At 69.9% G+C, this 23,755-nt stretch carries 19 protein-coding genes and 1 pseudogene; 13 read left to right on the top strand and 7 right to left on the bottom strand.

Annotated features, from left to right (window positions below):
* Positions 1–134: 134 nt before the first annotated feature.
* Both J2S22_RS16260 and nifJ read right to left on the bottom strand, forming a co-directional pair.
* Positions 135–1,151, bottom strand: a complete 1,017-nt coding sequence (locus tag J2S22_RS16260; RefSeq protein ID WP_272777535.1) for a dihydroorotate dehydrogenase-like protein — start codon at positions 1,149–1,151, stop codon at positions 135–137.
* Positions 1,152–1,329: 178 nt separating this feature from the next.
* The gene (gene nifJ, locus J2S22_RS16255) at positions 1,330–4,956 is read right to left on the bottom strand and encodes a pyruvate:ferredoxin (flavodoxin) oxidoreductase (RefSeq protein WP_272777536.1); all 3,627 of its coding nucleotides are present in this window, start codon (positions 4,954–4,956) and stop codon (positions 1,330–1,332) included.
* Positions 4,957–5,536: 580 nt separating this feature from the next.
* Between nifJ and J2S22_RS16250 the strand changes: the two genes are divergently transcribed.
* From J2S22_RS16250 to J2S22_RS16190, 13 genes and pseudogenes are all read left to right on the top strand, one after another.
* Positions 5,537–6,196, top strand: coding sequence for an RNA polymerase sigma factor (locus J2S22_RS16250; RefSeq protein WP_272777537.1), 660 nt, complete (start codon positions 5,537–5,539; stop codon positions 6,194–6,196).
* A gap of 144 nt (positions 6,197–6,340) precedes the next feature.
* Positions 6,341–7,165 (top strand): flagellin, encoded by an 825-nt coding sequence (locus J2S22_RS16245; protein WP_272777538.1) that lies wholly within the window; start codon positions 6,341–6,343, stop codon positions 7,163–7,165.
* A gap of 73 nt (positions 7,166–7,238) precedes the next feature.
* A complete protein-coding gene (gene fliD, locus J2S22_RS16240) occupies positions 7,239–8,912 on the top strand; it encodes a flagellar filament capping protein FliD (RefSeq protein WP_272777632.1) in 1,674 nt (557 codons plus the stop codon).
* Between the two features lie 59 nt (positions 8,913–8,971).
* Positions 8,972–9,448, top strand: coding sequence for a flagellar export chaperone FliS (locus tag J2S22_RS16235; RefSeq protein ID WP_272777631.1), 477 nt, complete (start codon positions 8,972–8,974; stop codon positions 9,446–9,448).
* Positions 9,449–9,715: 267 nt separating this feature from the next.
* Positions 9,716–10,177: a hypothetical protein gene (locus tag J2S22_RS16230; protein ID WP_272777630.1), complete on the top strand. Its 462-nt coding sequence runs from the start codon at positions 9,716–9,718 to the stop codon at positions 10,175–10,177.
* 14 nt (positions 10,178–10,191) lie between these two features.
* Positions 10,192–10,707: a periplasmic heavy metal sensor gene (locus J2S22_RS16225; protein WP_272777629.1), complete on the top strand. Its 516-nt coding sequence runs from the start codon at positions 10,192–10,194 to the stop codon at positions 10,705–10,707.
* 249 nt (positions 10,708–10,956) lie between these two features.
* Positions 10,957–11,121, top strand: a pseudogene (locus J2S22_RS30920) (flagellar hook capping FlgD N-terminal domain-containing protein); the annotation flags it as partial.
* A gap of 172 nt (positions 11,122–11,293) precedes the next feature.
* On the top strand, positions 11,294–12,556 hold the full coding sequence (gene flgE, locus J2S22_RS16215; protein WP_272777627.1) for a flagellar hook protein FlgE: 1,263 nt from the start codon (positions 11,294–11,296) through the stop codon (positions 12,554–12,556).
* A 4-nt stretch (positions 12,557–12,560) separates the two neighbouring features.
* Entirely contained in the window at positions 12,561–12,881 is a 321-nt protein-coding gene (locus J2S22_RS16210) for a hypothetical protein (protein ID WP_272777626.1), read from the top strand.
* Positions 12,882–12,898: 17 nt separating this feature from the next.
* Positions 12,899–13,366 (top strand): flagellar protein FlgN, encoded by a 468-nt coding sequence (locus J2S22_RS16205; protein ID WP_272777625.1) that lies wholly within the window; start codon positions 12,899–12,901, stop codon positions 13,364–13,366.
* 39 nt (positions 13,367–13,405) lie between these two features.
* A complete protein-coding gene (gene flgK, locus J2S22_RS16200; RefSeq protein WP_272777624.1) occupies positions 13,406–15,178 on the top strand; it encodes a flagellar hook-associated protein FlgK in 1,773 nt (590 codons plus the stop codon).
* A gap of 14 nt (positions 15,179–15,192) precedes the next feature.
* Entirely contained in the window at positions 15,193–16,119 is a 927-nt protein-coding gene (locus J2S22_RS16195; protein WP_272777623.1) for a flagellin, read from the top strand.
* Between the two features lie 99 nt (positions 16,120–16,218).
* Positions 16,219–17,295, top strand: coding sequence for an Ldh family oxidoreductase (locus J2S22_RS16190; RefSeq protein ID WP_272777622.1), 1,077 nt, complete (start codon positions 16,219–16,221; stop codon positions 17,293–17,295).
* Positions 17,296–17,429: 134 nt separating this feature from the next.
* On the opposite strand, the gene J2S22_RS16185 is transcribed toward J2S22_RS16190, so the two are convergent.
* From J2S22_RS16185 to J2S22_RS16165, 5 genes are all read right to left on the bottom strand, one after another.
* On the bottom strand, positions 17,430–19,781 hold the full coding sequence (locus J2S22_RS16185; protein ID WP_272777621.1) for a xanthine dehydrogenase family protein molybdopterin-binding subunit: 2,352 nt from the start codon (positions 19,779–19,781) through the stop codon (positions 17,430–17,432).
* 142 nt (positions 19,782–19,923) lie between these two features.
* Complete coding sequence (locus tag J2S22_RS16180; RefSeq protein ID WP_272777620.1) at positions 19,924–20,397, bottom strand: (2Fe-2S)-binding protein; 474 nt, start codon at positions 20,395–20,397, stop codon at positions 19,924–19,926.
* A complete protein-coding gene (locus J2S22_RS16175; protein WP_272777619.1) occupies positions 20,388–21,260 on the bottom strand; it encodes an FAD binding domain-containing protein in 873 nt (290 codons plus the stop codon). The genes J2S22_RS16180 and J2S22_RS16175 overlap by 10 nt, the downstream gene beginning before the upstream one ends.
* Positions 21,261–21,272: 12 nt before the next feature.
* Positions 21,273–22,799, bottom strand: coding sequence for an amidohydrolase family protein (locus J2S22_RS16170; RefSeq protein ID WP_272777618.1), 1,527 nt, complete (start codon positions 22,797–22,799; stop codon positions 21,273–21,275).
* A gap of 20 nt (positions 22,800–22,819) precedes the next feature.
* Entirely contained in the window at positions 22,820–23,578 is a 759-nt protein-coding gene (locus J2S22_RS16165; protein ID WP_272777617.1) for an ABC transporter permease, read from the bottom strand.
* Between the last annotated feature and the right edge of the window lie 177 nt (positions 23,579–23,755).

The raw sequence follows: 23,755 nt of genomic DNA, 5'->3' as shown, positions 1-23,755 counted from the left end.
GCACGGGCCGCTCGGCCGGTCGTTCCGGGGCGGCGCATCGCACCAAACCCGGATCCAGCCCCCGCCCGCCGTGCTCGCCGCTGGATTCCGGGGTCGCGGGCCGTCGGCCGCGCGCCCCGGAATGACAGAGATGCTCACACCGCCAGGATGTCGTCGCGCAGCGTGTAGGAGCTCAGCACCTTCATGTAGTTGCCGCGCTCGTAGGCGGACGGGTTGGGGACCGCGTCGCGGCTCATCGAGCCGCACATCTGGGCGACCGACTCGTACTCGTGCGCGTCGAGCCAGGCGTCGAGGTCGCGCAGCATCGCCCGGGCGTAGCCGGGGCCGTGCTGCAGCAGGGCCGAGGTGGTGCAGGCGACGCGGGCGCCGGCCATGATGCTCTTGACCATGTCGTTCGCCGAATGGACGCCGCCCGTGATCGCGAGGTCGGCCTTCACCCGGCCGTACAGGATCGCCACCCAGTGCAGCCGCACCAGCAGCTCCTCCGGCCGGCTGAGCGCCAGCGAGGCGACCACCTCGCGCTCCTCGATGTCGAAGTCGGGCTGGTAGAAGCGGTTGAACAGCACCAGCCCGTCGGCGCCGGCCTCGCCGAGCCGCCGGGCGATGTTGGCCGGTGCCGAGAAGAAGGGCGACAGCTTGACGGCCACCGGGATCGAGATCTGCGCCTTCACGGCGGCGAGCAGGTCGACATAGCCCTGCTCGATCTCGGCGGCCGTGCGGGTCGGGTCGACGGCGATCGAGTAGGTGTTGAGCTCGATCGCGTCGGCACCGGCGTCCTGCATCAGCTTGGCGTACTCGATCCAGCCGCCCACCGTGACGCCGTTCAGGCTCGCGACGATCGGGATGTCGACCCGGGCCTTGGCCTGGCAGATCAGCTCGAGGCAGCCGTCCGGCCCGAGATTGTAGGTGTGGAGGTCCGGGAAGAAGCCGGCCGCTTCGGCGAACGTGTCGGCGCCGCGCTCCAGGTCGGCGTGCACGGCGAGGCTCTCGAGCACCAGCTGCTCCTCGAACAGCGAGGGCAGCACCACGGCCGCGACCCCGGCGTCCGCCAGCCGGCAGATGCCGTCGACCGAGTCGCACAGCGGCGAGGCCGAGGCCACCAGGGGCGAGGTGAGGTTCAGCCCGAGATAGCGGGTGGTCAGGTCGGTCATGCGGCGCTCCTTCGCGCGAAAACACTCTGGTCATTCCGGGGCGCCGCACTCGGGTCGGCGCTTCGCGTCGCCCGAGCACAGGCTCCGCGGCGAGCCCGGAATCCATACACACGGACAGGGGTTATGGATTCCGGACAGCCGACCTGCGGTCGGCTTCCGGAATGACGTATTCCTCTCTTCACTCGTCGCCCCCGTTCGCCGCGGCGGCTGCCGCGTCGTCGTCCGGGGCCTTCGGGGTCACGTCTGGGCTCTCGGAGCGGCCCGCCATCTCGGCCCGGTCGGCATAGACGCGCCACTGGCGCTCGACGTCGTCCTGGGCGTGCTTGAGGAGCTCGCGTGCCGCCAGCGGGTTTGAGCGCACCAGCATGGTGTAGCGCGCCTCGTTGTAGGCGTACTGCTTGAAGGGAATCGTCGGCGGCTTGGAGTCGAGCTGGAACGGGTTCTTGCCCTGCTCCCACAGGCGCGGGTCGAAGCGCATCAGCGGCCAGTAGCCGGACTGCACGGCGGCCTTCTGCTGGTCGAGCCCGATGGTCATGTCGTAGCCGTGCGCGATGCAGTGGCTGTAGGCGATGATCAGCGACGGCCCGTCGTAGGACTCGGCCTCCTGGAAGGCCCGCACCGTGTGCATGTCGCCGCCGCCCATGGCGACGCGCGCCACGTAGACCGAGCCGAAGCTGACCGCCTCCATGGCGAGGTCCTTCTTGCCCGTGATCTTGCCGCCGGCGGCGAACTTGGCCACCGCGGCGCGCGGCGTCGACTTCGACATCTGGCCGCCGGTGTTCGAGTACACCTCGGTGTCCAGCACCAGCACGTTGACGTTGCGGCCGGAGCCGAGCACGTGGTCGAGGCCGCCATAGCCGATGTCGTAGGCCCAGCCGTCGCCGCCGATCAGCCAGACGCTCTTGCGCACCAGGCTCTCGGAGACGGCGAGCAGCGCCCTGGCCTCGTCGTCCGAGGCGCCGGCGAGGAGGCGCTTCAGCTCGGCGACGCGGACGCGCTGCGCCTCGATGCCGGCCTCCTTCGACTGGTCGGCCTCGAGCAGCGCCGACACCAGCCCGTCGCCGAGCCGGCCGGAGAGCCGGGTGACCAACTCGCGGGCGAACTCCATCTGCTTGTCGGCGGCGAGCCGCATGCCGAGACCGAACTCGGCATTGTCCTCGAACAGCGAATTCGACCAGGCCGGGCCGCGGCCGCAGCCGTTGGTCGTGTAGGGCGTGGTCGGCAGGTTGCCGCCGTAGATCGACGAGCAGCCGGTCGCGTTGGCGATCAGCAGGCGGTCGCCGAACAGCTGGGTGAGCAGCTTGATGTAGGGCGTCTCGCCGCAGCCTGAGCAGGCGCCCGAGAACTCGAACAGCGGCTCGAGCAACTGGACGTCCTTGACGTTGTCGTGCCGCACCTTGTCACGGGCCACCTCGGGCAGCGACAGGAAGAAGTCCCAGTTGCGGTTCTCGACCTCGCGCAGCGGCTCCTGCTCGGCCATGTTGAGGGCCTTGTGCTTCACCTCGGTCTTGCTCTTCACCGGGCAGACCTCGACGCACAGCTTGCAGCCCGTGCAGTCCTCCGGCGACACCTGCAGGGCGTAACGCCAGCCGTCGAACTCGCGCCACTTCGCCTTGGCGTGCTTGAAGGTCTCGGGCGCGCCCTCCAGCGCGGCCTGGTCGACCACCTTGGCGCGGATGACGGCGTGCGGGCAGACCAGCACGCACTTGCCGCACTGGATGCAGATGTCGGTGTCCCACACCGGGATCTGCTGGGCGATGTTGCGCTTCTCCCACTGCGCCGTGGCGGTCGGGAAGGTGCCGTCGACCGGCATGGCGCTGACCGGGAGCTGGTCGCCGTTGCCGGCGATCGACACGCCGAGCACGTCGCGCACGAAGGCGGGGGCGCGCGGCGACACCGGCGGCAGCATCTCGAGCGTCGCGCTCACGGCGGCCGGCACCGGGATCTCGTGCAGGCGGGCCAGCGTGGTGTCGACCGCGGCGAAGTTCTTCTGCACCACCGCGGCGCCGCGCTTTCCGTAGGTCTCCTGGATCGACTTCTTGATCGCGGCGATCGCGTCCTCGCGGGGCAGCACGCCCGAGATCGCGAAGAAGCAGGTCTGCATGATGGTGTTGATGCGGCTGCCCATGCCGGCCTCGCGGGCCGCCGCCCAGGCGTCGATCACGAAGAAGCGCAGCTTCTTGGCGACGATCGTCTCCTGGACCTTGCGGGGAAGCCTGTCCCACACCTCCTCGGGCGCGCCGGGCGCGTTGAGCAGGAAGGTGGCGCCGTCCTCGGCGGCGCCGAGCACGTCGATCCGGGAGAGGAACTGGAACTGGTGGCAGGCCACGAAGTTGGCGCGCGAGACCAGGTAGGTCGAACGGATCGGGTCGGGCCCGAAGCGCAGATGCGACACCGTCACCGAGCCGGACTTCTTCGAGTCGTAGACGAAATAGCCCTGGACGTAGCTCGGCGTGTACTTGCCGATGATCTTGATCGAGTTCTTGTTGGCGCCGACCGTGCCGTCCGAGCCGAGCCCGTAGAACAGCGCCCGCACCGTCTTCGGGTGCTCGGTCGAGAAGCCGGAGTCGACCTCCAGGCTGGAATGCGAGACGTCGTCCGTGATGCCGACCGTGAAGTGGTTCCGGGGCGCGGCCTTGGCGAGCTCGTCGAAGACGGCCTTGACCATGGCCGGCGTGAACTCCTTCGACGACAGGCCGTAGCGGCCGCCGATCACCCGCGGCATGGTGGCGGCGGCCCCCGACGCGACGCGCTCGGCGAACGCCGACAGCACGTCCTGGTAGAGCGGCTCGCCGACCGAGCCGGGCTCCTTGGTGCGATCGAGCACGGCGATCGACTTCACCGAGGCGGGCAGGGCGGCCAGGAACGTCTCGGTCGCGAACGGCCGGAACAGCCGGACCTTCAGGAGGCCGACCTTCTCTCCCTCGGCGCGCAGCGCCTCGACCGTCTCCTCGACGGCGCCGGCGCCGGAGCCCATCAGGATCACGACCCGCTCGGCGTCGGGATCGCCGACATAGTCGAACAGCCGGTAGGCGCGGCCGGTCAGCCGGCCGAACCGGTCCATCGTGTCCTGGACGATCTCGGGGCAGGCCCGGTAATAGGGCGTGCAGGCCTCGCGGGCCTGGAAGAACACGTCGGGGTTCTGGGCGGTGCCGCGCAGCACCGGGCGATCCGGGGTCAGGGCGCGCTCGCGATGGGCCCGCACGAAGCGGTCGTCGATCATCGCGTGCAGGTCGTCGTCGGTCGGCAGCTCGATGACGTTGACCTCGTGCGAGGTGCGGAAGCCGTCGAAGAAGTGCAGGAACGGCACCCGCGATTCGAGCGTCGCCGCGGTCGCGATCAGGGCGAAGTCGGCGGCCTCCTGCACCGAGCCGGAGGAGAGCAGCGCGAAGCCGGTCTGGCGCGTCGCCATCACGTCGGAATGGTCGCCGAAGATCGACAGGGCGTGGGTCGCGAGGGTGCGCGCCGCCACGTGGATCACGACCGAGGTCAGCTCGCCCGCGATCTTGTACATGTTGGGGATCATCAGCAGCAGGCCCTGGGAGGCCGTGAAGGTGGTTCCCAGCGCGCCGCCCTGCAGGGCGCCGTGCAGCGCGCCGGCGGCGCCGCCCTCGCTCTGCATCTCGACGACGTCCGGGACGGTGCCCCAGATGTTCTTCGCCCCCTCGGCCTTCCACTGGTCGGCCCACTCGCCCATGTTGGACGACGGCGTGATCGGGTAGATCGCGATCACCTCGGCGAGCCGGTAGGCGACCGACGCGGCCGCCTCGTTGCCGTCGACGATCGAGCGCGTGCGACTCGTCACCTCCTCCCCGTCCCGTCGCTCCACCCCGTGCATGAACGCCTCCAGTCTCACCGAATAAGAAGCCGGCACCCTAGCCCAGCCGGCGACCGGTCCGATTGACCTGCGTCATGCTGCATAAAAGTCCTGCATAGAACGCGCGCCCGGTCGGCGCGGTCGCCACGGAGCAGTGCCGCCTGCCGCCTCGGACGCCGGTGGTCGCCTGCCGGACGTGCAGGTGTTTCGGTAGGACGAGACGGGCCGGACGGCCCCGCCGAGGGCACGGAGGCAGCGTGAGGGCCACCGATGCGACAGACCTGCCGCTGTCGAGCGTGCCGCCGATACGAGTGTTCGTGGTGCCGATGATCGAAGCTGCCGGGTATGTTTCTCTATATTCCGAATGCAAGTCTTAGAAGATCGTCATTTATACTGTAATAGGAAATTCCTACCCAGTGATCGGCAGATTTTTCCTAGTAAAAACTCTCAAAAAAGTTCGGGAAGACCGTAAATTCTCCGCCCGAATAGTTCTGCTCGCCCGTTGAATGCTCGAAGCCTCATGTGGGTGCCGACCTCGGGTCGACCACGGTCGCTGGGGAGAACTGTCATGACGTACGCGTGCGTGTCCTGGGACGACCCCGCCGTCCAGGCGATTCCGGAGCCGGGCAGCGACGACGTTCGATCCACGCCGGCGAGCGCCCGCGAGCCGGACGACGACGAGCTCCTCCGCCGAATCGGCCAGAACGACGAGGGGGCGTTCCGGATGCTGGTCGAGCGCCACGTGGACCGGGCCTTCGCCCTGGCGCTGCGCATCCTCGACAACCGCGCCGATGCCGACGACGTCGTCCAGGACTCGCTGCTGAAGGTGTGGACGCACCGCGACCGCTGGGAGTGCGGCCGCGCCAAGTTCTCCACCTGGCTCTACCGGGTCGTCACCAACCGCTGCATCGACCTGCACCGGCGGCCGCGCAGCGAGGACGTCGAGGCGGTGGGCGAGGTCGCCGACGAGAAGCCCGACGCCGTCACGGCGATGCACCGCACCGAGGTCTCCGAGATGCTGGACGCCGCCATGAACCGGCTGCCCGACCAGCAGCGCATCGCCATCATCCTTTCGTATCACGAGAGCATGAGCAACGCCGAGATCGCCGACGTGATGGACACCACCGTGTCGGCCGTCGAGTCGCTGCTCAAGCGCGCCCGCCAGCAGCTCCGCAAGCTGCTGCGCCGCTCCGAGAACGACATCCGCCAGGCGTTAGCCGAAGATTAACCACGTCGGCGGCGCCCCCGAAATTTTCGCCGCCCGCCGTTCGCGGGCCGCCCCGTTGAACTTTCAGCCGCGGATGATCCGCGCCGCTCCGCCGCCCGCAGGGACCGGGCGCGGATCCGAAGAGTTCAACGCGAGGAGAGTACGATGCCCGTCATTTCCACGAACACCGCCGCCAACACCGCCGTCCGCTATCTGAACATCAACGCCGACGATCAGTCCGACTCGCTCGCCAAGCTGGCCAGCGGCTCGCGCATCAATCGCGCGTCCGACGACGCCGCCGGCCTCGCCATTTCGACCCGCATCCAGTCCGACGTCGCGGCCCTGAGCCAGGCCCAGACCAACGCCTCGCACGGCATCTCGGTGCTGCAGACCGCCGACGGCGGCGCCGCCAACATCAGCGACATCCTGCAGCGCATGAAGTCGCTGGCCTCGCAGGCCGCCTCGGGCACCGTGACCGACACCGAGCGCACCTACATCGACGCGGAATTCCAGCAGCTCATCGACGAAATCGACGGCATCGCGACCTCGACGCGCTACAATCAGCAGTCGCTGCTCGACGGCACCAGCGCGTTCGGCTCCGGCATCACCGTGATGGTCGGCTCGAGCTCGAGCGACACGATCACCGTGACGATCGCCGACATGGACGCCGCGGCGCTCTCCGTGGACTCGCTGTCGGTCATCAACCAGAGCGACGCCAACGCGGCCATCACGGCCCTCGACACCGCGATCGACTCGGTTTCCAAGGCCCGCGCCGACCTCGGTGCGACGATGTCGCGGTTCGAGTTCCGGTCCGACTCGATCGCCACCCAGCAGGAGAACCTCGAGGCGGCCAACTCGGCGATCGCCGACGTCGACATCGCGTCCGAGCAGGCCAAGCTGTCGTCGGCCGAGGTGAAGACCCAGGCCGCCGTCGCGGCCGCCGCCCAGGCCAACCAGATGCCGCAGGAGCTGCTGAAGCTGCTGCAGTGATCCGGCACTGACACGTGACGGTCGGGCCGGGGCGGATGCCCCGGCCCGAAACTGCCGACGGAGAAGGGAATAGATGTCGACCATCAGCAGCGTCACGACGAGCACGTCGAGCACCTCGACGACCTCGGCATCCGTCAGCACCGACTGGGACGCTCTGATCGAGGAGGCCGTCGAGGCCAAGCTCTCCAAGGCGGACTCGATCGAGACCAAGATCACGGCGAACGAGGCGAAGATCTCCGCCTATTCGGAGATGCAGTCGCTGCTCCAGGACGTCGCCGACGCCGCCGACGCGCTGCGCGCGCCCACCGGCACGCTGGCCAAGGAGAACGACGTCTTCCAGGACCGTGCCTCCTATCTCACCGCCAACGGCGACGTCGACGCGACCGAGACGGTGTCGGTGACGGCGGATAGCGGCGCCGATATCGCGACCTACGACCTCGTCATCACCCAGGTGGCCAAGGCCCACAAGGTCACCAGTGGCTCGCTCGCCAGCAAGTCCGACGATCTCGGCTATGCCGGGGTGTTCAGCCTGACGGTCGATGACGGAACCGCCGTCAATGTCACCGTCACCGAGGACATGAGCCTCGCGGATCTCGCCGAGGCGATCAACAATTCGAGCTCGAGCAGCGGCGTCCAGGCCACCGTGCTCCAGGTGTCGTCCGGATCCTACAAGCTGGTCCTCACCGCGACCGACACCGGCAAGAGCATCACGGCCGCCGCGGTGTCCGGCGACGACGTGCTCGAGGAGCTCGGCATCCTCGACGAGGACGGCGCCTTCGCCAACGAGGCACAGGCCGCCCAGGACGCCATCATCGAGCTCGACGGGGTGACCATCACCCGCGACTCGAACGAGATCGACGACGCCATCGACGGCGTCACCTTCTATCTCTACAACACCACTCCCGACGACACCTCGATATCGGTCGAGATCGAGAGCGACTACACTGCCGTCAAGGAAGCGGTCCAGGCGCTGGTCGACGCCTACAACGCCTATCGCGAATGGGCGCTGACCCAGCAGGCGACGACGACCTCGGGGACCGCGTCGGACGACGCGGTGCTGTTCGGCGACGGGACGCTGCGGAACATCAACCGGTCGATCGCCGATGCACTGGCGACCAGCATCGATTCCCTGTCGCTCGCCAACATCGGGATCACCTACGACAGCTCCAACAACCTGGAGCTCGACGAGGACGCGCTCGACGACGCGCTGCTCGACAACCTGGACGGCATCAAGGCGCTGTTCGCGTTCGAGCTCACCAGCTCGTCGAGCGATCTGATGCTGCTGTCGCGCGGCAGCGCCGCGCCGTCGTCCTTCACGCTCGACGTCGAGGTGGACGAGGACGGAACCATCACGTCCGCCTCGGTCGACGGCAACAGTGCGCTGTTCACGGTCAGCGGCAGCCGGATCGTCGGCGCCAGCGGGACGATCTACGAGGGGTTCACCTTCGTGTTCTCGGGCGACGCGGACCAGTCGATCGACATCACCACCAGCTACGGTCTCGCCGAGATCCTGTACTCGGCTGCCGACACCGCCGCCGACACCAACGACGGGACGCTGCAGTCGCTGATCGACGATCTGGAGGACGTGAACTCCGATTACGAGACGAAGGTCTCCGACATCGAGACCAAGGCGGAAGACTACCGGACGACTCTCGAGACGCGCTACGCCAACTACCAGGCGACCATCTCGGAGGCGGAATCGATGCTCGCTTATCTGGAAGCCATACTCGCAGCCGAGGATGACTGATGGCTATCAAGAGGTCCGCGCAGAGGCGCAAACCCGATCCGGCGCCGCCGAGCGTCGTCTTGCCCCCAGCCGCGCTGGCGGCCCAGTCGGCCACCTCCGCCTACCAGCGTGCCGCTGCGACGGTGCCGCCGTCGCGGGCCGTGGTGCTGCTCTACGACAAGGTGCTGGTGCTGCTCAACCGGGCCAGCATCGCGATCCAGGAGGGTCGGACGTCGGCCGCCTGGGAGGACGTGCTCAAGGCCGCCGCCATCCTGCGCGGTCTCAGCCACATCATCGACTTCCAGAAGGGCGGCAAGCTGGCCGAGCGGCTGTTCACGATGTACACCACCAACATCCTGGTGGTGCTGCAGTCGTTCCGCAAGCCCGACGCGCCCGAGCGCTATCGGCGCATCACCGAAGGGCTGGCGGAGCTGCGCGACGCCTGGGCCCTGATCGCCGGCTTGCCGACGCGGGCGCAGGAGATGGCCTCGCGGGGCGGACACGCCGCGCTTCCGGTGGAGACGGTGGCCCGCCAGGCGGCCGGCAATCGCCGCTGATCGGAGGCCACGCGCCCCACGGTGGAGTGGTAGCGAGTTCGGGCCGGCCCTTCGGGACCGGCCTATTTCTTTTGGGTTGGTGTGCCGGGTACCCCCAAAACTCGCAGGTATAATCCTCGACGTGGCTATTGCGGCGGGTGACGCCGTGCGGCAAAACGCTGCCGAACGGATCTGCCGGTTCCCGTCCTTTCAACTTTGTTAAGGAGCTTCTGGCATTTCGAGACGTTCTCCGGACTAGTCCGCTTCCAGGATGGAAAAGGCCCCGGAATGGATATTGACGACTTCGAGGATCAGGTCGATCGATGGGGCGAGGACGTCTCCGCATGGCCGGAGCCGTCGCGCACGCAGGCCCTGGCGCTGCTGGAGGTCTCCGAGGAGGCCCGAGCCGTGGTCGCGGAAGCCGCAGCGCTGCGAAAGGCGCTCGCGGCGCGTCCGGCGGTCCGTGCCCCGGCGGATCTGGCCGATCGGATCTTCGCCGCGGCACGCGCCGCGGAGCCGGAGCCCCGCACCCCTGTTCCGATCCCCAGCACGGCCCCTCCGCCGACGGCCCCGCCGCGGTCCCGCTGGCTCGCGGTGCTGGCTAGCTCGTTCGGACAGGAGTGGCGGCCGGCCGTCGTCCTCTCGGCCTGTTTCCTGCTCGGTCTCGCGAGCAGCTTCATGACCGTCGCCCGCTCGCAGGACGACGGAGGCCTCGGATTTTCCGGGTCGCTGTTCCAAGAGTTTCGGTGAGTGCGGAGCCGGTCATGGCCGAGTTGGGCGGAGTCTCGCGCACGGGCGCGCTCCGGGTCGTTCTGTTCGTCTCGCTGGGCGTCAATCTGTTCCTCGCCGGATCCTGGGTCGGGACGCTGATGCGGCCCGACATGCCGCCGCCGCGGCCGCGGCACTTCCAGGACATCGTCCGCGAGCTCCAGGGCCGCATCGCGCCCGCCAGCCTCGCCAAGGTCGAGGGCCTGCTCGGGGAGATCGACACCCGCATCCGCTCCGGGCCGGCCGATCCGCGCAGGATGGACGAGAAGCTGCGGGCGCTGCTGTCCGCGGAGGCGTTCGATCCGGCCGCCTTCACGGCCACGGTCGACGGGTTTCTCGCCGCCCGCGCCGAGACCGACCGGGCGATCGCCCGCCGGATCGCCGAGGAAATGACCGCCATCCCGCGCGCCGACCGCAAGGTGCTCGGCGAGGTGGTGTTGCGGCCGCCCGGGCCGCCGCGGCCGCCCTTCGGCCTGCCGCCGGGGCCGCCGTCCGGTCCGCCGCCGCGCTGATCGCCGCCGCCCGATCCCGACCGACCACGGCCCGCGTCCGCCGACGCGGGCCGCTGCGCATTCGGCGCCACGCCGGCCCGCCGGGCGATCTCGCGCGGGCGTGACCGCGACCGCGTCGGTCCCTCGCGAAAAACCTGCCGGAAATCGCCGGATCGGCCGTTCTACTGATGAACGTCGATCACATCCGACATCGCGACGGGCATCAGAGGTCGGGCCGCCTGGCGGCGCCGACAACGGTCGAGGCACATCATGACCAGCGTCACTGCGACGTCCACCACTTCGAGCACGACGAGCACCACCAGCAGCTCGACGTCGAGCAGCAGCTCGCTCGACACCGACGATTTCCTCACGCTGATCACGACCCAGCTCCAGAACCAGAATCCGCTCGACCCCACCGACACCACCGAATTCACGAACCAGATCATGTCGTACGCGACGTTCAACGAGATCTCGAGCATGAGCGAGACTCTGACCGAACTGAGCGAGACCATGTCGACGATGAGCAGCACCGTCACGAGCCTCTACGAGGCCATCGGCGGAACGTCGTCTTGATCGGCGAATTCGGAACGGTGTCGAGGAGCGTACCATGAGCCTCAGCGGAGCGTTGAATTCCGCCGTTTCGGCCCTGAACTCTCAGAGCCAGGCCATCTCGATGGTCTCGGACAACATCGCCAACGCCAGCACCACGGGGTACAAGACCGTGACGGCGAGCTTCGAGAGCCTGCTCTCGTCGAGCTCGTCCTCGGCCGGATACTCGTCGGGTGGCGTCGCCGTGTCGGCCCGTTACAACATCACGGAGCAGGGGCTCCTGACGTCGTCGAGCAGCGACACCGCGATGGCGATCGACGGCAACGGCTTCTTCGTCGTCCAGGACGAGTCGGGCACGACCTACTACACCCGCAACGGCGACGCCGTCATCGACGACGCCGACGGGTACCTGACCATCAACGGCTACTATCTGATGGGCTGGGCCACCGATCAGGACGGCAACGTGACCGGCGGCGAGACCGCGGCGACGCTGAGCAAGATCGACACCGCCTCCCTGCAGAGCGTGGCCGCCGCCACCACGATCGAGTCCATCGACGCGAACCTGCCCGCCGACGCGGCGGTCGGCGACGAGTTCACCACCACGATGGACGTCTACGACTCGCTCGGCACCGCCAGCAGCGTCACGGTGACCTGGACCAAGACGGGTGAGAACACCTGGACGGCCGGTTTCAGCGACGCGACGCTCGCGACCGACTCGACCGTGACGACCGGCACCGTGACGGGATCGATCGACATCACCTTCAACGCGGACGGCACGCTGGCGAGCACCAGCCCGGACCCGGCGACCATCTCGATCACCGGCTGGACCACGGGCGCCGAGGACAGCACCATCACGCTCGATCTCGGCACCGCCGGCAACGCCGACGGCCTCACCCAGTACTCGTCGGATTCCGATACGCCGAGCGTCGATCTCAAGAAGATCGACCAGGACGGACTCGCCTACGGCAGCCTGACCGGCATTACCATCGAGGACGGCGGCAACGTCACCGCGGCCTACTCCAACGGCGAGACCTACGTGATCTACAAGGTCGCGGTCGCGACCTTCGCCAATGCCGACGGCCTCACCACGGAGAGCGGCGGCGTCTATTCCGCGAGCACGTCGTCCGGAACTGCGACGCTGCACGAGTCCGGTCTCGGCGGGGCGGGGTCGATCTACGGCGGCAAGCTCGAGTCGAGCACGGCCGACACCACCCAGGAGTTCTCGACCATGATCACGGCGCAGCAGGCCTATTCGGCCGCCGCCCAGGTCGTCTCCACGGTCAGCGACATGTACGACACGTTGATGAGCGCGGTGAGGTAGCGTCATGCGTCGCCGACGCGGCAAGCCGCCGGAGGACCCGCTGGTGCATCGCGCCCGCCGGGCGACCCTGGAGGGTCGCCGGCTGCTCGCCGGGGCGGCCGCGCCGCACCCGGGCGAGGCGGCGGCGGCCGAAGCGGGGCCGATGCCGCGGACGGCGGTGCTCGCCACCATGTCCGAGCTCGTCGTCGTGCTGCGCGAGCTGATGGCCGAGCGGGACCGGCTCGGCGCCGAGTTGGAGACGATCGATCGCCAGTCCCGGGCCGCATCGGCCTATCGGAGCGCTGGCGCCCTGTACGCGCTTCCTCCGCGGGCGAAGCGTTCCTGAGAGTCAAGGAGTGAGCCATGTCCACCCTGTCGGTTGAAAGCTGCGCCCCGGTGTCGAACGCGGACCTCTCGGTCGCGAAGGTGACCGCGCTGATCGACGAGCTGATCGCCGTCGTCGAGGAGGAGAACCGGAATCTCGCCCGCGGCATGCCGGCCTCGCTGTCGAACTCGACCGCCCGCAAGACGGCGCTCGCCGAGGACGTCGAGCGCTGGGCCATGCACGTCCACCGCCACGACCTCGGCAACGCGGCCGCGGACCGGGAGATGCGCGACCATCTGTTCGAGCAGGTGCGCCGGCTCAACACCGTGATGGACGAGAACGTCTCCCGCCTGCGGCAGGCGATCGCCGCCAGCCAGCGGCGGGTCGACGCGATCATGCAGGCGGTGCGCCAGGACATGGCGTCGCGCGGCACCTACGGCGAGAACGGGCAGGTCGCGGGGCCGCGTGCTGTCACCGGCTGGTGCAGCAAGGGCGTCCGGGCCTGAGAAGGGAGCCGGGGCGTCGACCCCGGAGGACTGGCAACCATGTCGCTCGCCGTCGCCCGCAACATCGCCCTGAGCTCGCTGATGACCGCGCAGACGCGGATCAGCGTGACCTCGACCAACATCGCCAACGCCGACACCGACGGCTACACCCGCAAGTCCGCGGCGCAGTCGACCATGGTCACGGCCGGAGTCGGGACCGGCGTCGAGGTCACCGGCATCTCGAGCACGGTCTCGAAGATGCTGATCTCCTCGCTGGTCGACTCCGAGACGCGGCTCGGCGCGGCGACGACGATGGAGGAGTACACGAGCCTCCTCCAGCAGGTGTACGGCGCGACGTCCAGCGACAGCGACAGCACCTCCGGCACCTCCATCGCCAACGGAATCGCCGATCTCGCCTCGGCCCTGACCGAACTGACGGACACGCCGGAGAGCGAGACGCTGCAGGCCCAGGTGATCGACACGCTCGACAGCCTCGCGGCCCAGTTCCGCACCGCCTCCGGCTCGATCCAGAACCTGAGGTCGAACGCCGACGAGGAGATCGACAACGCCGTCGACGAGATCAACCAGTCGATGAGCGACATCGACTCGCTGAACGAGCGGATCGTCGCCGCGTCGGCGAGCGGTGCCGACATCAGCGATCTCGTGGACCAGCGGAACACCGCCCTGCAGACTCTCGGCGGCCTGATGAACGTCACCTGGTTCACCAACTCGAACAACGAGGTGCACGTCTACACCACGGGCGGCAAGGTGCTGGTCGACAGCACCGTGCACGAGCTCTCCTACGCGAGCGCCTCGACCGTCACCTCGGACACGGTCTACAGCGAGACCCCGCCGAGCGGATTCTCCGGCATCGTGGTCGACGGGGTCGACATCACGTCCCACGTCACGAGCGGCGAAGTCGGCGCCCTGATCGACCTGCGCGACGAGATCCTCCCGGACGCCCAGACGGATCTCGACATGCTCGCGTCGACGCTGGCGGACGCGCTCAACCAGGTCCACAACCAGGGCGCTGCGTTGCCGGCCCCGGCCAGCCTGACCGGGACGACCGTCGTCGCCGGAACCGATTCGCTCGGAGCGACCGGCACGGTTCGGTTCGCGGTCGTCGACCAGGATGGCGCGCTCGTCTCCTACGAGGACATCGATCTCTCGACCTTGTCGACCGTGGACGACCTGGTCAGCGCGATCGACTCCGTCGACGGGCTCTCGGCGACGCTCGACAGCGCCGGCCGGCTCGTCGTGACGTCCGACGATACGAGCTACGGCGTGGCGATCAACGAGATGGACAGCGCCGTCGGGACCGACGAGCAGGGCCTGTCGGACTGGTTCGGGCTCAACGATCTCGTCGACGGGGACAGTGCCTCGAACTTCGTGGTGCGTTCGGACATCCTGGCCAACACGTCCCTGCTCGCCATCTCGCAGCTCGACGACTCGGCCACGCTGACCACCGGGGAGACCGTCCTGGCGAGCGGCTCCGCGACGATCGCGGACGGCCTGCTGGACCTGTTCGAGAGCAACCACTCCTTCGACGCGGCCGGCAATCTGGGCAACGCCAAGACGAGCTTCGCCACCTACGCGGCCGAGGTCGTCGGCGCGGCCGCGACCCAGTATTCGAGCGCGTCGAGCGAGCTCTCCACGGCGGACGCGCTGCAGAGCAGCGTCACCGACGCCATCGCGTCGAAATCGGGCGTCAACCTCGACGAGGAGACGAACCTGCTCAGCGAGCTCCAGACGCAGTACGAGGCGGCGGCCCAGGTGATGTCCATCGTCAACGAGCTGTTCTCGACTTTGCTCGACATGGTCTCGTCCGCTTGATCGGGAGCTGAATCATGATCGGTCGCGTCGCCACCTTCGCGCTCAGCGGCAAGATGATCGACACGGCGCTGCGGACGCAGGCGCGCAATTCGGAGCTGATGCTGCAGCAGGCCTCGGGCGAGATCTCGACCGATTTCGGCGGCCTCGGCTCGTCCAGCCGGCGGGTGCTGGAGATGCAGACCGCCATCACCCAGTCGAAGGCCTATGCCGAGTCGGCGACCAACGCGGTCAGCCGCATCGAGATCATGTACTCCTCGCTGACGCAGATGTCGGACCTGCTGACGACGCTGCAGAGCTCGGTCACCGGGGCGACGGACGCCGGCACGCTCGACGAGGGCACCATCGCCAGCCTGACCACAGCGATGGGCGAATACCTGGAAGAGTTCGCGGCCCAGCTCAACACCCAGTACGAAGGCCGCTACCTGTTCTCCGGCAGTATGATCGACACGGCTCCGGTCGATCTCGACAGCTATCCGGCCCAGTCGGTGCCGAGCTCGGCGTCGTTCGACTACTACAAGGGCAACGACGAGATCACCTCGGTGCGGGTCAGCACCGAGCAGGTGGTGGAGTACGGGGTCACGGCCGAGAGCGAGGCGTTCGAGAAGGCCCTGCGGGCCTTCAGCATCATGGCGAACCTGCCGAGCGGAACCTCGTCGATCGACACCGACACGCTGAACGAGGTCCTCACCCTCACCAAGGAGGCGATGAGCGGCGTCACCACCATCCAGACCAAGCTGTCGATCAACGCCAACCGTCTGGAGAGCGTGGTCGATTCGCAGGAGGCCTTCCAGGAGCAGGCGACCTCGCTCGAATCGACGCTGACCGACGTCGACGTCGCCGCCGCGGCGGCCGAGCTCTCGACCCGCCAGACCCAGCTCGAAGCCGCCTATTCGGCGATCGCCAAGATCCAGAGCCTGAGCCTCGCCGACTACCTGAAGTGAGCGACGCGCCACCCCGCGCGCCGCAGGATTGACAAGCCCGGTCCACGGCGGAACAAACGCCGGGGCGGCATCCGCCGCCGGCAATCCGCGAGGACGGGCGTGACCAGGACCTCCGACGGCGACCACCGCATCGTGCTCGGGGCGGACGCGCTGCGCCGCCACTGCGTCGTCCTGGTCGAGGCCCTCGGCGTCGCACCGTCCGATGCCGCCGCGACGGCCGAGGTGTTCGTCCAGGCCGAGCTGATGGGCGAGGAGTCGCACGGGCTGCGGCTGTTCCTGCAGATCCTCGGCCGCATCGCGGCGGGCGGCGATCGCGCCGCGACCGACATCACGGTGATCCGCGACCGCGGCGCGATCGCGCTGTGGGACGCCAATGACGGCATCGGGCAGGTGGCCGCGGCGCGGGCGATGGCGCGGGCGATCGAGAAGGCGCGCGAGCACGGGCTCGGCCTCGTCACGGTGCGCAACGGAAACTCGCTGACCACGGCCAAGCATTACGCCCTGCAGGCGGCGCGCGCCGGCATGGTCGGCTTCGTCTACACCACGGCGAGCCGCCGCGTGATGCCGCCGCCCGGCGGCAGGACGCCGGTGCTGGGCAACAACCCGGTCGCGGTGGCGGCGCCGGCCGGCCGGCACGGCTGCTTCGCCCTCGACATGGCGTGCACGGCCGCGGCGGTGGAACGCATTCACCGCGCCCGCGATCTCGGCGTTCCGATCCCGCAGGGCTGGGCGCTCGACCTCGAAGGCCGCGAGACGACGGATCCGGCCGAGGCGCTGAAGAGCATGTCGCTGCTGCCGTTCGGCGGCTACAAGGCGTTCGGCATCGCGATGGTGAACGACATCGTCACCAGCATCCTGGGCGGCGGCGTCGTGTCGGGCAGCGGCACCGGGTTCCAGCCTTACGACACGCCGATGCGCGTCTGCTTCACGCTGCAGGCGATCGACGTGACGGCGTTCCAGCCTCTGGACGAGTTCGAGCGGCGGATGGAGGCGTTCCTGGACCGCGTCAAGGCGACGGAACCGATCGCGCCCGGCGACAGGATCGTGTTCCCGGGCGAGCGGGCGCTCGGCGAGATGGCGAGGCGCAGCGCCGCCGGCGTCCCCGTGGTGGCGGCGACGATCGACGGAATGCGGACCTGGGCGGAGAGGCTCGGCGTGCCGGCGCTCCAGGCGTAGCGCGGTTTTCGGCGATCCCGATCCAAGCTCCGCTCATCCCCGCGTCAGCGGGGATCCCAGAGCCTCCTGCCGTGCCGTCCCTGGGTCCCCGCCTGCGCGCGGACGAGCGGGAGTGGCGGCGAGGACGAGCGCGGTCAGATCACGCCGAGCGCCGTTAGGATGCGCTCCGGCGTGCAGGGGATCTGCGCGATCGACGCGCCGCGCGCCGACAGCGCGTCGTTGACGGCGCACAGCACGGCGGCCGAGGCGCCCGTGGTGCCGGCCTCGCCGACACCGGCGATGCCGAGATCGTCGCCGCCGGCCGGCGTGGCGTGGGCGTGCACCAGCTCGATGTCGCAGATCTCCGGCGCGGTCGGCACCAGATAGTCGGCGAGGCTGCCGTTGAGGAGCTGGCCCTCCGAATCGTACAGCAGCTCCTCGAACAGCGCCGCCCCCAGGCCCTGCACGACACCGCCGCGGATCTGCTCGTCGACCAGCAGCGGGTTCACCACCAGCCCGCACTCGTGCACGACGACGAAGCGCTCCAGCCGCACCGCGCCGCTGTCCGGGTCGATCTCGACCACGGCGAGCTGGAGGCCGCAGCCGGGCCGGAACGGCGCCTCGCTCCCGTAGCTCGCCGAGGCGACGAGCTGAGGCTGCGCGCCCGGCACCTCGTGCGGGCGGAAGTGGCCGACGGCGCCGATCTCGGCGAGCGTCATGCGGCCGCCGCCGGTCGCGGCATCCACCACCACCCCGTCGCGGATGTCGAGCGCGCCGGCGTCGGCCTGGAGGAGACGGGCGGCGATGTCCAGAATCTCGGCCCGCAGGGCGCGGCCGGCCCGCCAGGCGGCCTCGCCGCCGATCGCCATGCAGCGCGAGCCCCAGGTGCCGCCGCCGTGGAAGCTCGTCGCGGTGTCGCCGGTGAGGAGATCGACGGCGTCGAGCGGCACGCCGACGGCCGCCGCGATCACCTGCAGGACGCCGGTCTCGGCGCCCTGGCCCTGCTCGGTGATGCTCGACAGGCAGCGGATGCCGCCGGTCGGCTCCAGCCGCAGCGTGCAGCCGTCGCGGCTCGACACCGCGACGCCGCCGGTGCCGTAGAAGCCGGAGCCGCGCGACGTCATCTCGACGAAGCAGGCGAGGCCGAGCCCGCGCAGGCGTCCGTTCGCCCGCGCGTCGGCGCAGTCGCGCCGCAGAGCCTCGAGATCCAGATGGGCGTCGAGCGCGGCAAAGCACTCCTCGAAGGCGAGCCGCGGATAGGTGACGCCGGTCGGTGCCCGCCACGGCAGGTCGGCGGCGCGGACCAGGTTGCGGCGCCGCACCGCGATCGGGTCGAGACCGGCGCCTCGGGCGGCCTTGTCGAGCAGGACCTCGGTGACGGCGCAGGCGATCGGCTGGCCGACGCCGCGATAGTGGCCCGACATGCCCTTGTTCTGGAACACCGCGGTGGCGCGGGCCCGGATCGCGCCGAACCGGTAGGGCGCGCCGGTCTGCGCCACGACGGCGCGGCCTTCGCCGGCGCTGGAGCGCGGGAACTGGGAGTAGGGGCCGATGGCGTGCAGGTCGTCGACGTCGAAGGCGAGGATGTCGCCCGCGGCGGACAGCGCGACGCGGCCCTGCACCACGTGCTCGCGGGCGTGGATGTCGGCCGTGAACGACTCCAGCCGGTCCGCCGTCCAGGCGACCGGGCGGCCGAGCAGCATCGCGGCCGCGCACACGGCGATCTCGTCGCCGTAGAGCTGCTGCTTGATGCCGAAGCCGCCGCCGACGTCGGGCGCGATCACCCGCACGCGGTGCTCGGCCAAGCCGAGCAGCACGGCGAAGTCGTTCTGCATCTGGTGCGGGCACTGGTGCGAATGGTGCACGGTGAGGCGCCGCTCGGTCGGATCGAAGTCGGCGATCAGGCCGCGCGCCTCGATCGGCACGCCGGTGTGGCGGCCGAACCGGAACGTCTCCTCCGCCACCACGGCGGCACCGGCGAAGGCGGCGTCGACGTCGCCGGACTCGTGGCTCTGCACCAGGCAGACATTGGTGCCGAGGTCGGGATGGATCCTTGCCGCGCCGTCGCGCGCGGTCTCGGGATCGGCGACCGCGGGCAGCGGCGTCCAGTCGATCACGACGAGCGCGGCGGCGTCCTCGGCGATCGCCCGGCTGGTCGCGACGACCAGCGCCACCGGCTCGCCGCTCCAGCGCGCCGTGTCGATCGCCAGGGCGTGCTGCAGCGGTGCGTTCAGGCTCGGGAACAGCCCGTGCACGCCGCGCCACGGCCGGCACACGGTCGCGATGTCGGCCCCGGTGAACACGGCGACGACGCCGGGCGTGGCCGCGGCGGCGCCGACGTCGATCGCGTCGATTCGGGCATGGCCGTGCGGCGAGCGCACGAACGCCGCGTGCAGCAGGCGCGGGACCGTCACGTCGCCGACATAGCGCCCGCGCCCGTGCACGAGCCGCCAGGTCCGCCGGTGCGGGACGGGCGCGCCGATGGGGGCGGGGAGGGGAGCCGTCACGGTGCGATGCCCTCCGGTCGGTCATTCCGGGGCGCGCCGAAGGCGCGAACCCGGAATCCAGCGGCAGGTCCTGAATGCTCGGCTGGATTCCGGGTCCGGCGCTGGCGCGCCGTCCCGGAAGGACCGAGATCGTGCTGGCTCGTCACGGCTCGGTTCCCTTCGCCACCGCCGCGACGGCGTCGACGATCGCCTGGTAGCCGGTGCAGCGGCAGAGGTTGCCGGACAGTGCCTCGCGGATCTCCGCCCGGCTCGGCGCCGGGTGGTCCTCCAGGAATTCCGCCGCGGCGAGCAACATGCCGGGGGTGCAGAAGCCGCACTGCAGCGCGGCGTGATCGTGAAACGCCTTCTGGAGCGCGGCGATCCGGCCGCTGGCGGTGGCGCCCTCCAGGGTCTCGATCTCGGCGCCGTCGGCCTGGGCGGCGAGCACGAGGCAGGCCCGCGCGGTGCGGCCGTCGAACAGGATCGTGCAGGCGCCGCAGACGCCGTGCTCGCAGCCGACATGCGTCGCCGTGAGCCCGAGCGTGTCGCGCAGCAGATCGGCGAGGGTGTCGCGCGTCGAGACGGTCGCCTCGACGGTCTCGCCGTTGATCGTGCAGGTGATCGGGATCATCGGCATGCGGCCGCCTCCGGACGTGCGAGCGCGCGGGCGGCCCGGCGCAGGGCGACGCGGGCGAGGTGGCGCCGGTAGGCGGCACCCGCCGCGGCGCTGTCGCGCACCTCGATCGCGTCGAGCGTCGCGACGGCCGCCGCGATCGCCGTCTCCGCGTGCGGGCCGGAGGCGAGGATCGCGGCCGCCTCGGCCGCGAGCACCGGCACGTCGCCGATGCCGAAGAAGGCGAGCCGCAGGTCGGCGAGGCGATCGCCGTCGGCGCGGGCCGCCGCCGCCAGCCCGGCGAGCGCGTAGTCGCCGCTGCGCCTGGCGAACTCGACGAAGGCGAAGCGCGCGTCCGGCGTCGCCACCGGGATCGACACCTCCAGCAGCAGCTCGTCCGGGCCCAGCGCGGTCTGATAGAGCCCCTCGAAGAAGGTCTCGGCCGGCACGGTGCGCCGCCCGGCCGCCGAGACCAGGACGATGTCGGCCCCGAGTGCGAGGGCGCAGGCCGGGAACTCGGAGGCGGGGTCCGCGTGGGACAGCGAGCCGCCGAAGGTGCCGCGGTTGCGGATCGCCGGATGGGCGACGTGCGGCGCGGCGGCGGCGAGCAGCGGCGCGGCACGCGCCACCAGCGGGTCGGTGGCGACGCGGTGATGGCGCACCAGGGCGCCGATCACCAGACGGTCACCGACGATCTCCAGCCGGTCGAGGCCGGGCACGCGGCCGATGTCGATCAGCCGCTCCGGCCCGGCGAGCCGCATGGCGAGCAGCGGCATCAGGCTCTGGCCGCCGGCGAGGACCTTGCTGTCGACGCCGGTCTCGGCGAGCAGCGCGAGCGCATGCTCGACCGTCTCGGCCCGCACATAGTCGACCTCGGCCGGCTTCATCGGACAGACCCGTCAGCGGCCCGTGAACAGCCGGTTGGTGCCGACGTCGGCGGCCCAGATCCGCTTGTGCGCCTCGGCGATCCACGGCTTCAGCGTCTCGACCCGGGCGGCGATGACGGAAAAGTCCTCGCGGAACTTGGGCACCACGGCCATCACCTCGTCGAGGAGCGCGTCCTGGTCCATGGTGGCGAGGCGGCCGTGTCGGATCACCACGCGGCCGTCGACCAGAACCGTGTCCACGCCGCGCCCGCCCTCGGTGTAGACGAGCTGCCGGGTCGCGCTGTTGAGCGGCACGTAGGACGGGTCCTTCAGGTCGATCAGCACCAGGTCGGCGCGGGCGCCGGGCGCGATCTGTCCGAGATCGTCGCGGCCGATCGCATGCGCCCCGCCGGCCGTGGCGGCCCCGAAGGCGCGGCCCGCCTGGTCGGGGCCCGGATCGGGATCGCTGATGTGCACCATGAGGGCGAACAGCTTCATCGCCTGGAACATGTTCTGCGCGTCGGAGCACGAGCAGTTGTCGCAGCCCAGCGCCAGCGAGACGCCGGCGTCCTGCAGGGCGCGGATCGGCGGGATGCCGCTCTTCAGCTTCGCATTGCTGAGCGGGTTGATGACCACGTTGGTCCCGGTGCGGGCGAGTATCTCGATCTCGTCCGGCAGCAGCCACACCGAATGGGCGAGGTTGAGCCGGGGCCCGAGCAGGCCTTCCTGCTCGAGTCGGCGGATCAGCGAGCCGCCGTGCTCCGGGTATTCGAGCCGGGCCTGCAGAGCCATGCCCTTCGACTCGTAGATGTGGGTGAAGATCGGCAGCCCGTAGGTCCTCGCGAGCGTGGCGGTGCGCTCGATCAGGGCGCGGCTGCAGCGCTCCGGCGCCGACGGGCCGAGGGCCCAGCTCACCCGCGCACCGGGCTTCGGGTGCTTGAGCACGTTCTCCTCGAACCAGGCGAGCTGGTCGATCTTCTTGTCGGGCTCGGCGGCGGTCGAGAGATAGGGATGGTACTCGGCCGGGAAGACCTCCTTCCAGAACGGGATGGTCTCGATGCCGCGGATGTCGGCGTATTGCAGCGCCACCACGGCGCGCACACCGATCTCCTCGTAGGCCTCGACCACGGCCTCGAAATGCTCCGGATCGAACGGATAGAGCGTCACCATGTCCTGCACGGTGGTCATGCCCGAGCGCAGGCATTCCAGCGCGCCGATCAGGGTTCTGGCGCGAATCTCTTCGCGCGATCGCTTGGGATACTGCGGGGGCAGGGCGAGCAGGCGCCACGTCTCCAGCGGCGTCTCGTCCATGGTGCCCTTGGCGAGGGTGTCGTGCGAGTGGTAGTGCGCGTTGACGAAGCCCGGGATGATCAGCCGGTCGGTGGCGTCCAGCGTCTCGACGGCGATGCCGTCCTTCGCCAGCCTCGCGGCGAGCCCGGTGCCGATCTCCTCGATGGCGCCGTTCTCCACGAGGATGTCGCAGCGCTCGCCCTGGTGCGGATCGCCGCCGGGCAGGAGGGCGCGGCCGTTCTCGATCAGCAGCGTGGTCTTGTCGGTCATTGACTGGTCCTGCGGAGGGCTCATCGCGAGCCGGCGTAGAAATCGAAACGGCGCTCGACGACGCCGACGAGCTCGACGATCACGAAGGCGAGCGCGAAGACGAGGAACACCAGCGCCCAGAACTCCTCCATCAGGAAGTTCTGGAGATAGAGCTCGAACAGCTCGCCGAAGCCGAGCAGCGCGATGATGATCTGGCCGATCACCACGCCCTTGACCCCGCGCACCACGGCGAGCCGCAGCCCGGTGAGGATCTCGGGGAGCGCGCCCGGCAGCAGCACCTTGAAGAAGATCTGCGCGCGGGTGCCGCCGAACAGCCGTGCCATGTCGACCAGCGAGCCGCCGACATGGCGGATGCCCGCCTGGGTGTCGATCACCAGCACCCACACGGCGAACAGGAACACGGTGGCGACCACGGTGGTCTGGCCGATGCCGAGCAGTGGCATCAGGGCCGGCACCAGCGCGGTCAGCGGCGCGCTGATGAAGATGTTGACCCACACGTTGAGGAGCTTCTCGGCCGGCCGCCACACGCCCATCAGCACGCCGAGCGGGATGCCGATCACGATCGCCAGCGCCATGCCGATGCCGAAGGCCTGGGCCGTGACGGCGAGCGCCTTCAGGAAGCTCTCGGTCTGCACCAGCTCGACCGCCTTGGCGAGAATCGCGGTCATCGGCGGGATCAGGTCGACGCCGCCGAACCGTCCGATCAGCTCCCAGATCACCGCCCACACGAGCAGCGAGAAGCCGGACGGCACGTTGTCGAGGATGGAACGGGGGGTCATGGGCGCCTCTGCCGGGGCGCTGGCCCGCCCCTCTCCCCGAGGGAGAGGGTCGGGGGGGGGGGGGGGGGGGGGCCCGGGGGGGGGGGGGGGGCCCCCCCCCGGGGGGGGGGGGGGGGGGGCGCCCCGCCCCCCCCCCCGGCGGGCGCGGCGCCGCGCCCCGGGGGGGCGGGGGGGGGT

The organism is Rhodoplanes tepidamans (assembly GCF_030813915.1).
GTDB classification, from domain to species: domain Bacteria; phylum Pseudomonadota; class Alphaproteobacteria; order Rhizobiales; family Xanthobacteraceae; genus Rhodoplanes; species Rhodoplanes tepidamans.
Note: the sequence above shows the minus strand (reverse complement) of the source record. Positions and strands in the feature narration are given on the sequence as shown.

Bases quoted from the DNA above. Each gene is read 5' to 3' on its own strand.
- J2S22_RS16260 (WP_272777535.1), bottom strand. From the start codon at position 1,151: ATGACCGACCTGACCACCCGCTATCTCGGGCTGAACCTCACCTCGCCC.
- J2S22_RS16250 (WP_272777537.1), top strand. From the start codon at position 5,537: ATGACGTACGCGTGCGTGTCCTGGGACGACCCCGCCGTCCAGGCGATT.
- J2S22_RS16245 (WP_272777538.1), top strand. From the start codon at position 6,341: ATGCCCGTCATTTCCACGAACACCGCCGCCAACACCGCCGTCCGCTAT.
- fliD (WP_272777632.1), top strand. From the start codon at position 7,239: ATGTCGACCATCAGCAGCGTCACGACGAGCACGTCGAGCACCTCGACG.
- J2S22_RS16230 (WP_272777630.1), top strand. From the start codon at position 9,716: ATGGATATTGACGACTTCGAGGATCAGGTCGATCGATGGGGCGAGGAC.
- J2S22_RS16225 (WP_272777629.1), top strand. From the start codon at position 10,192: ATGGCCGAGTTGGGCGGAGTCTCGCGCACGGGCGCGCTCCGGGTCGTT.
- flgE (WP_272777627.1), top strand. From the start codon at position 11,294: ATGAGCCTCAGCGGAGCGTTGAATTCCGCCGTTTCGGCCCTGAACTCT.
- J2S22_RS16210 (WP_272777626.1), top strand. From the start codon at position 12,561: ATGCGTCGCCGACGCGGCAAGCCGCCGGAGGACCCGCTGGTGCATCGC.
- J2S22_RS16205 (WP_272777625.1), top strand. From the start codon at position 12,899: ATGTCCACCCTGTCGGTTGAAAGCTGCGCCCCGGTGTCGAACGCGGAC.
- flgK (WP_272777624.1), top strand. From the start codon at position 13,406: ATGTCGCTCGCCGTCGCCCGCAACATCGCCCTGAGCTCGCTGATGACC.
- J2S22_RS16195 (WP_272777623.1), top strand. From the start codon at position 15,193: ATGATCGGTCGCGTCGCCACCTTCGCGCTCAGCGGCAAGATGATCGAC.
- J2S22_RS16180 (WP_272777620.1), bottom strand. From the start codon at position 20,397: ATGCCGATGATCCCGATCACCTGCACGATCAACGGCGAGACCGTCGAG.
- J2S22_RS16175 (WP_272777619.1), bottom strand. From the start codon at position 21,260: ATGAAGCCGGCCGAGGTCGACTATGTGCGGGCCGAGACGGTCGAGCAT.
- J2S22_RS16170 (WP_272777618.1), bottom strand. From the start codon at position 22,799: ATGACCGACAAGACCACGCTGCTGATCGAGAACGGCCGCGCCCTCCTG.
- J2S22_RS16165 (WP_272777617.1), bottom strand. From the start codon at position 23,578: ATGACCCCCCGTTCCATCCTCGACAACGTGCCGTCCGGCTTCTCGCTG.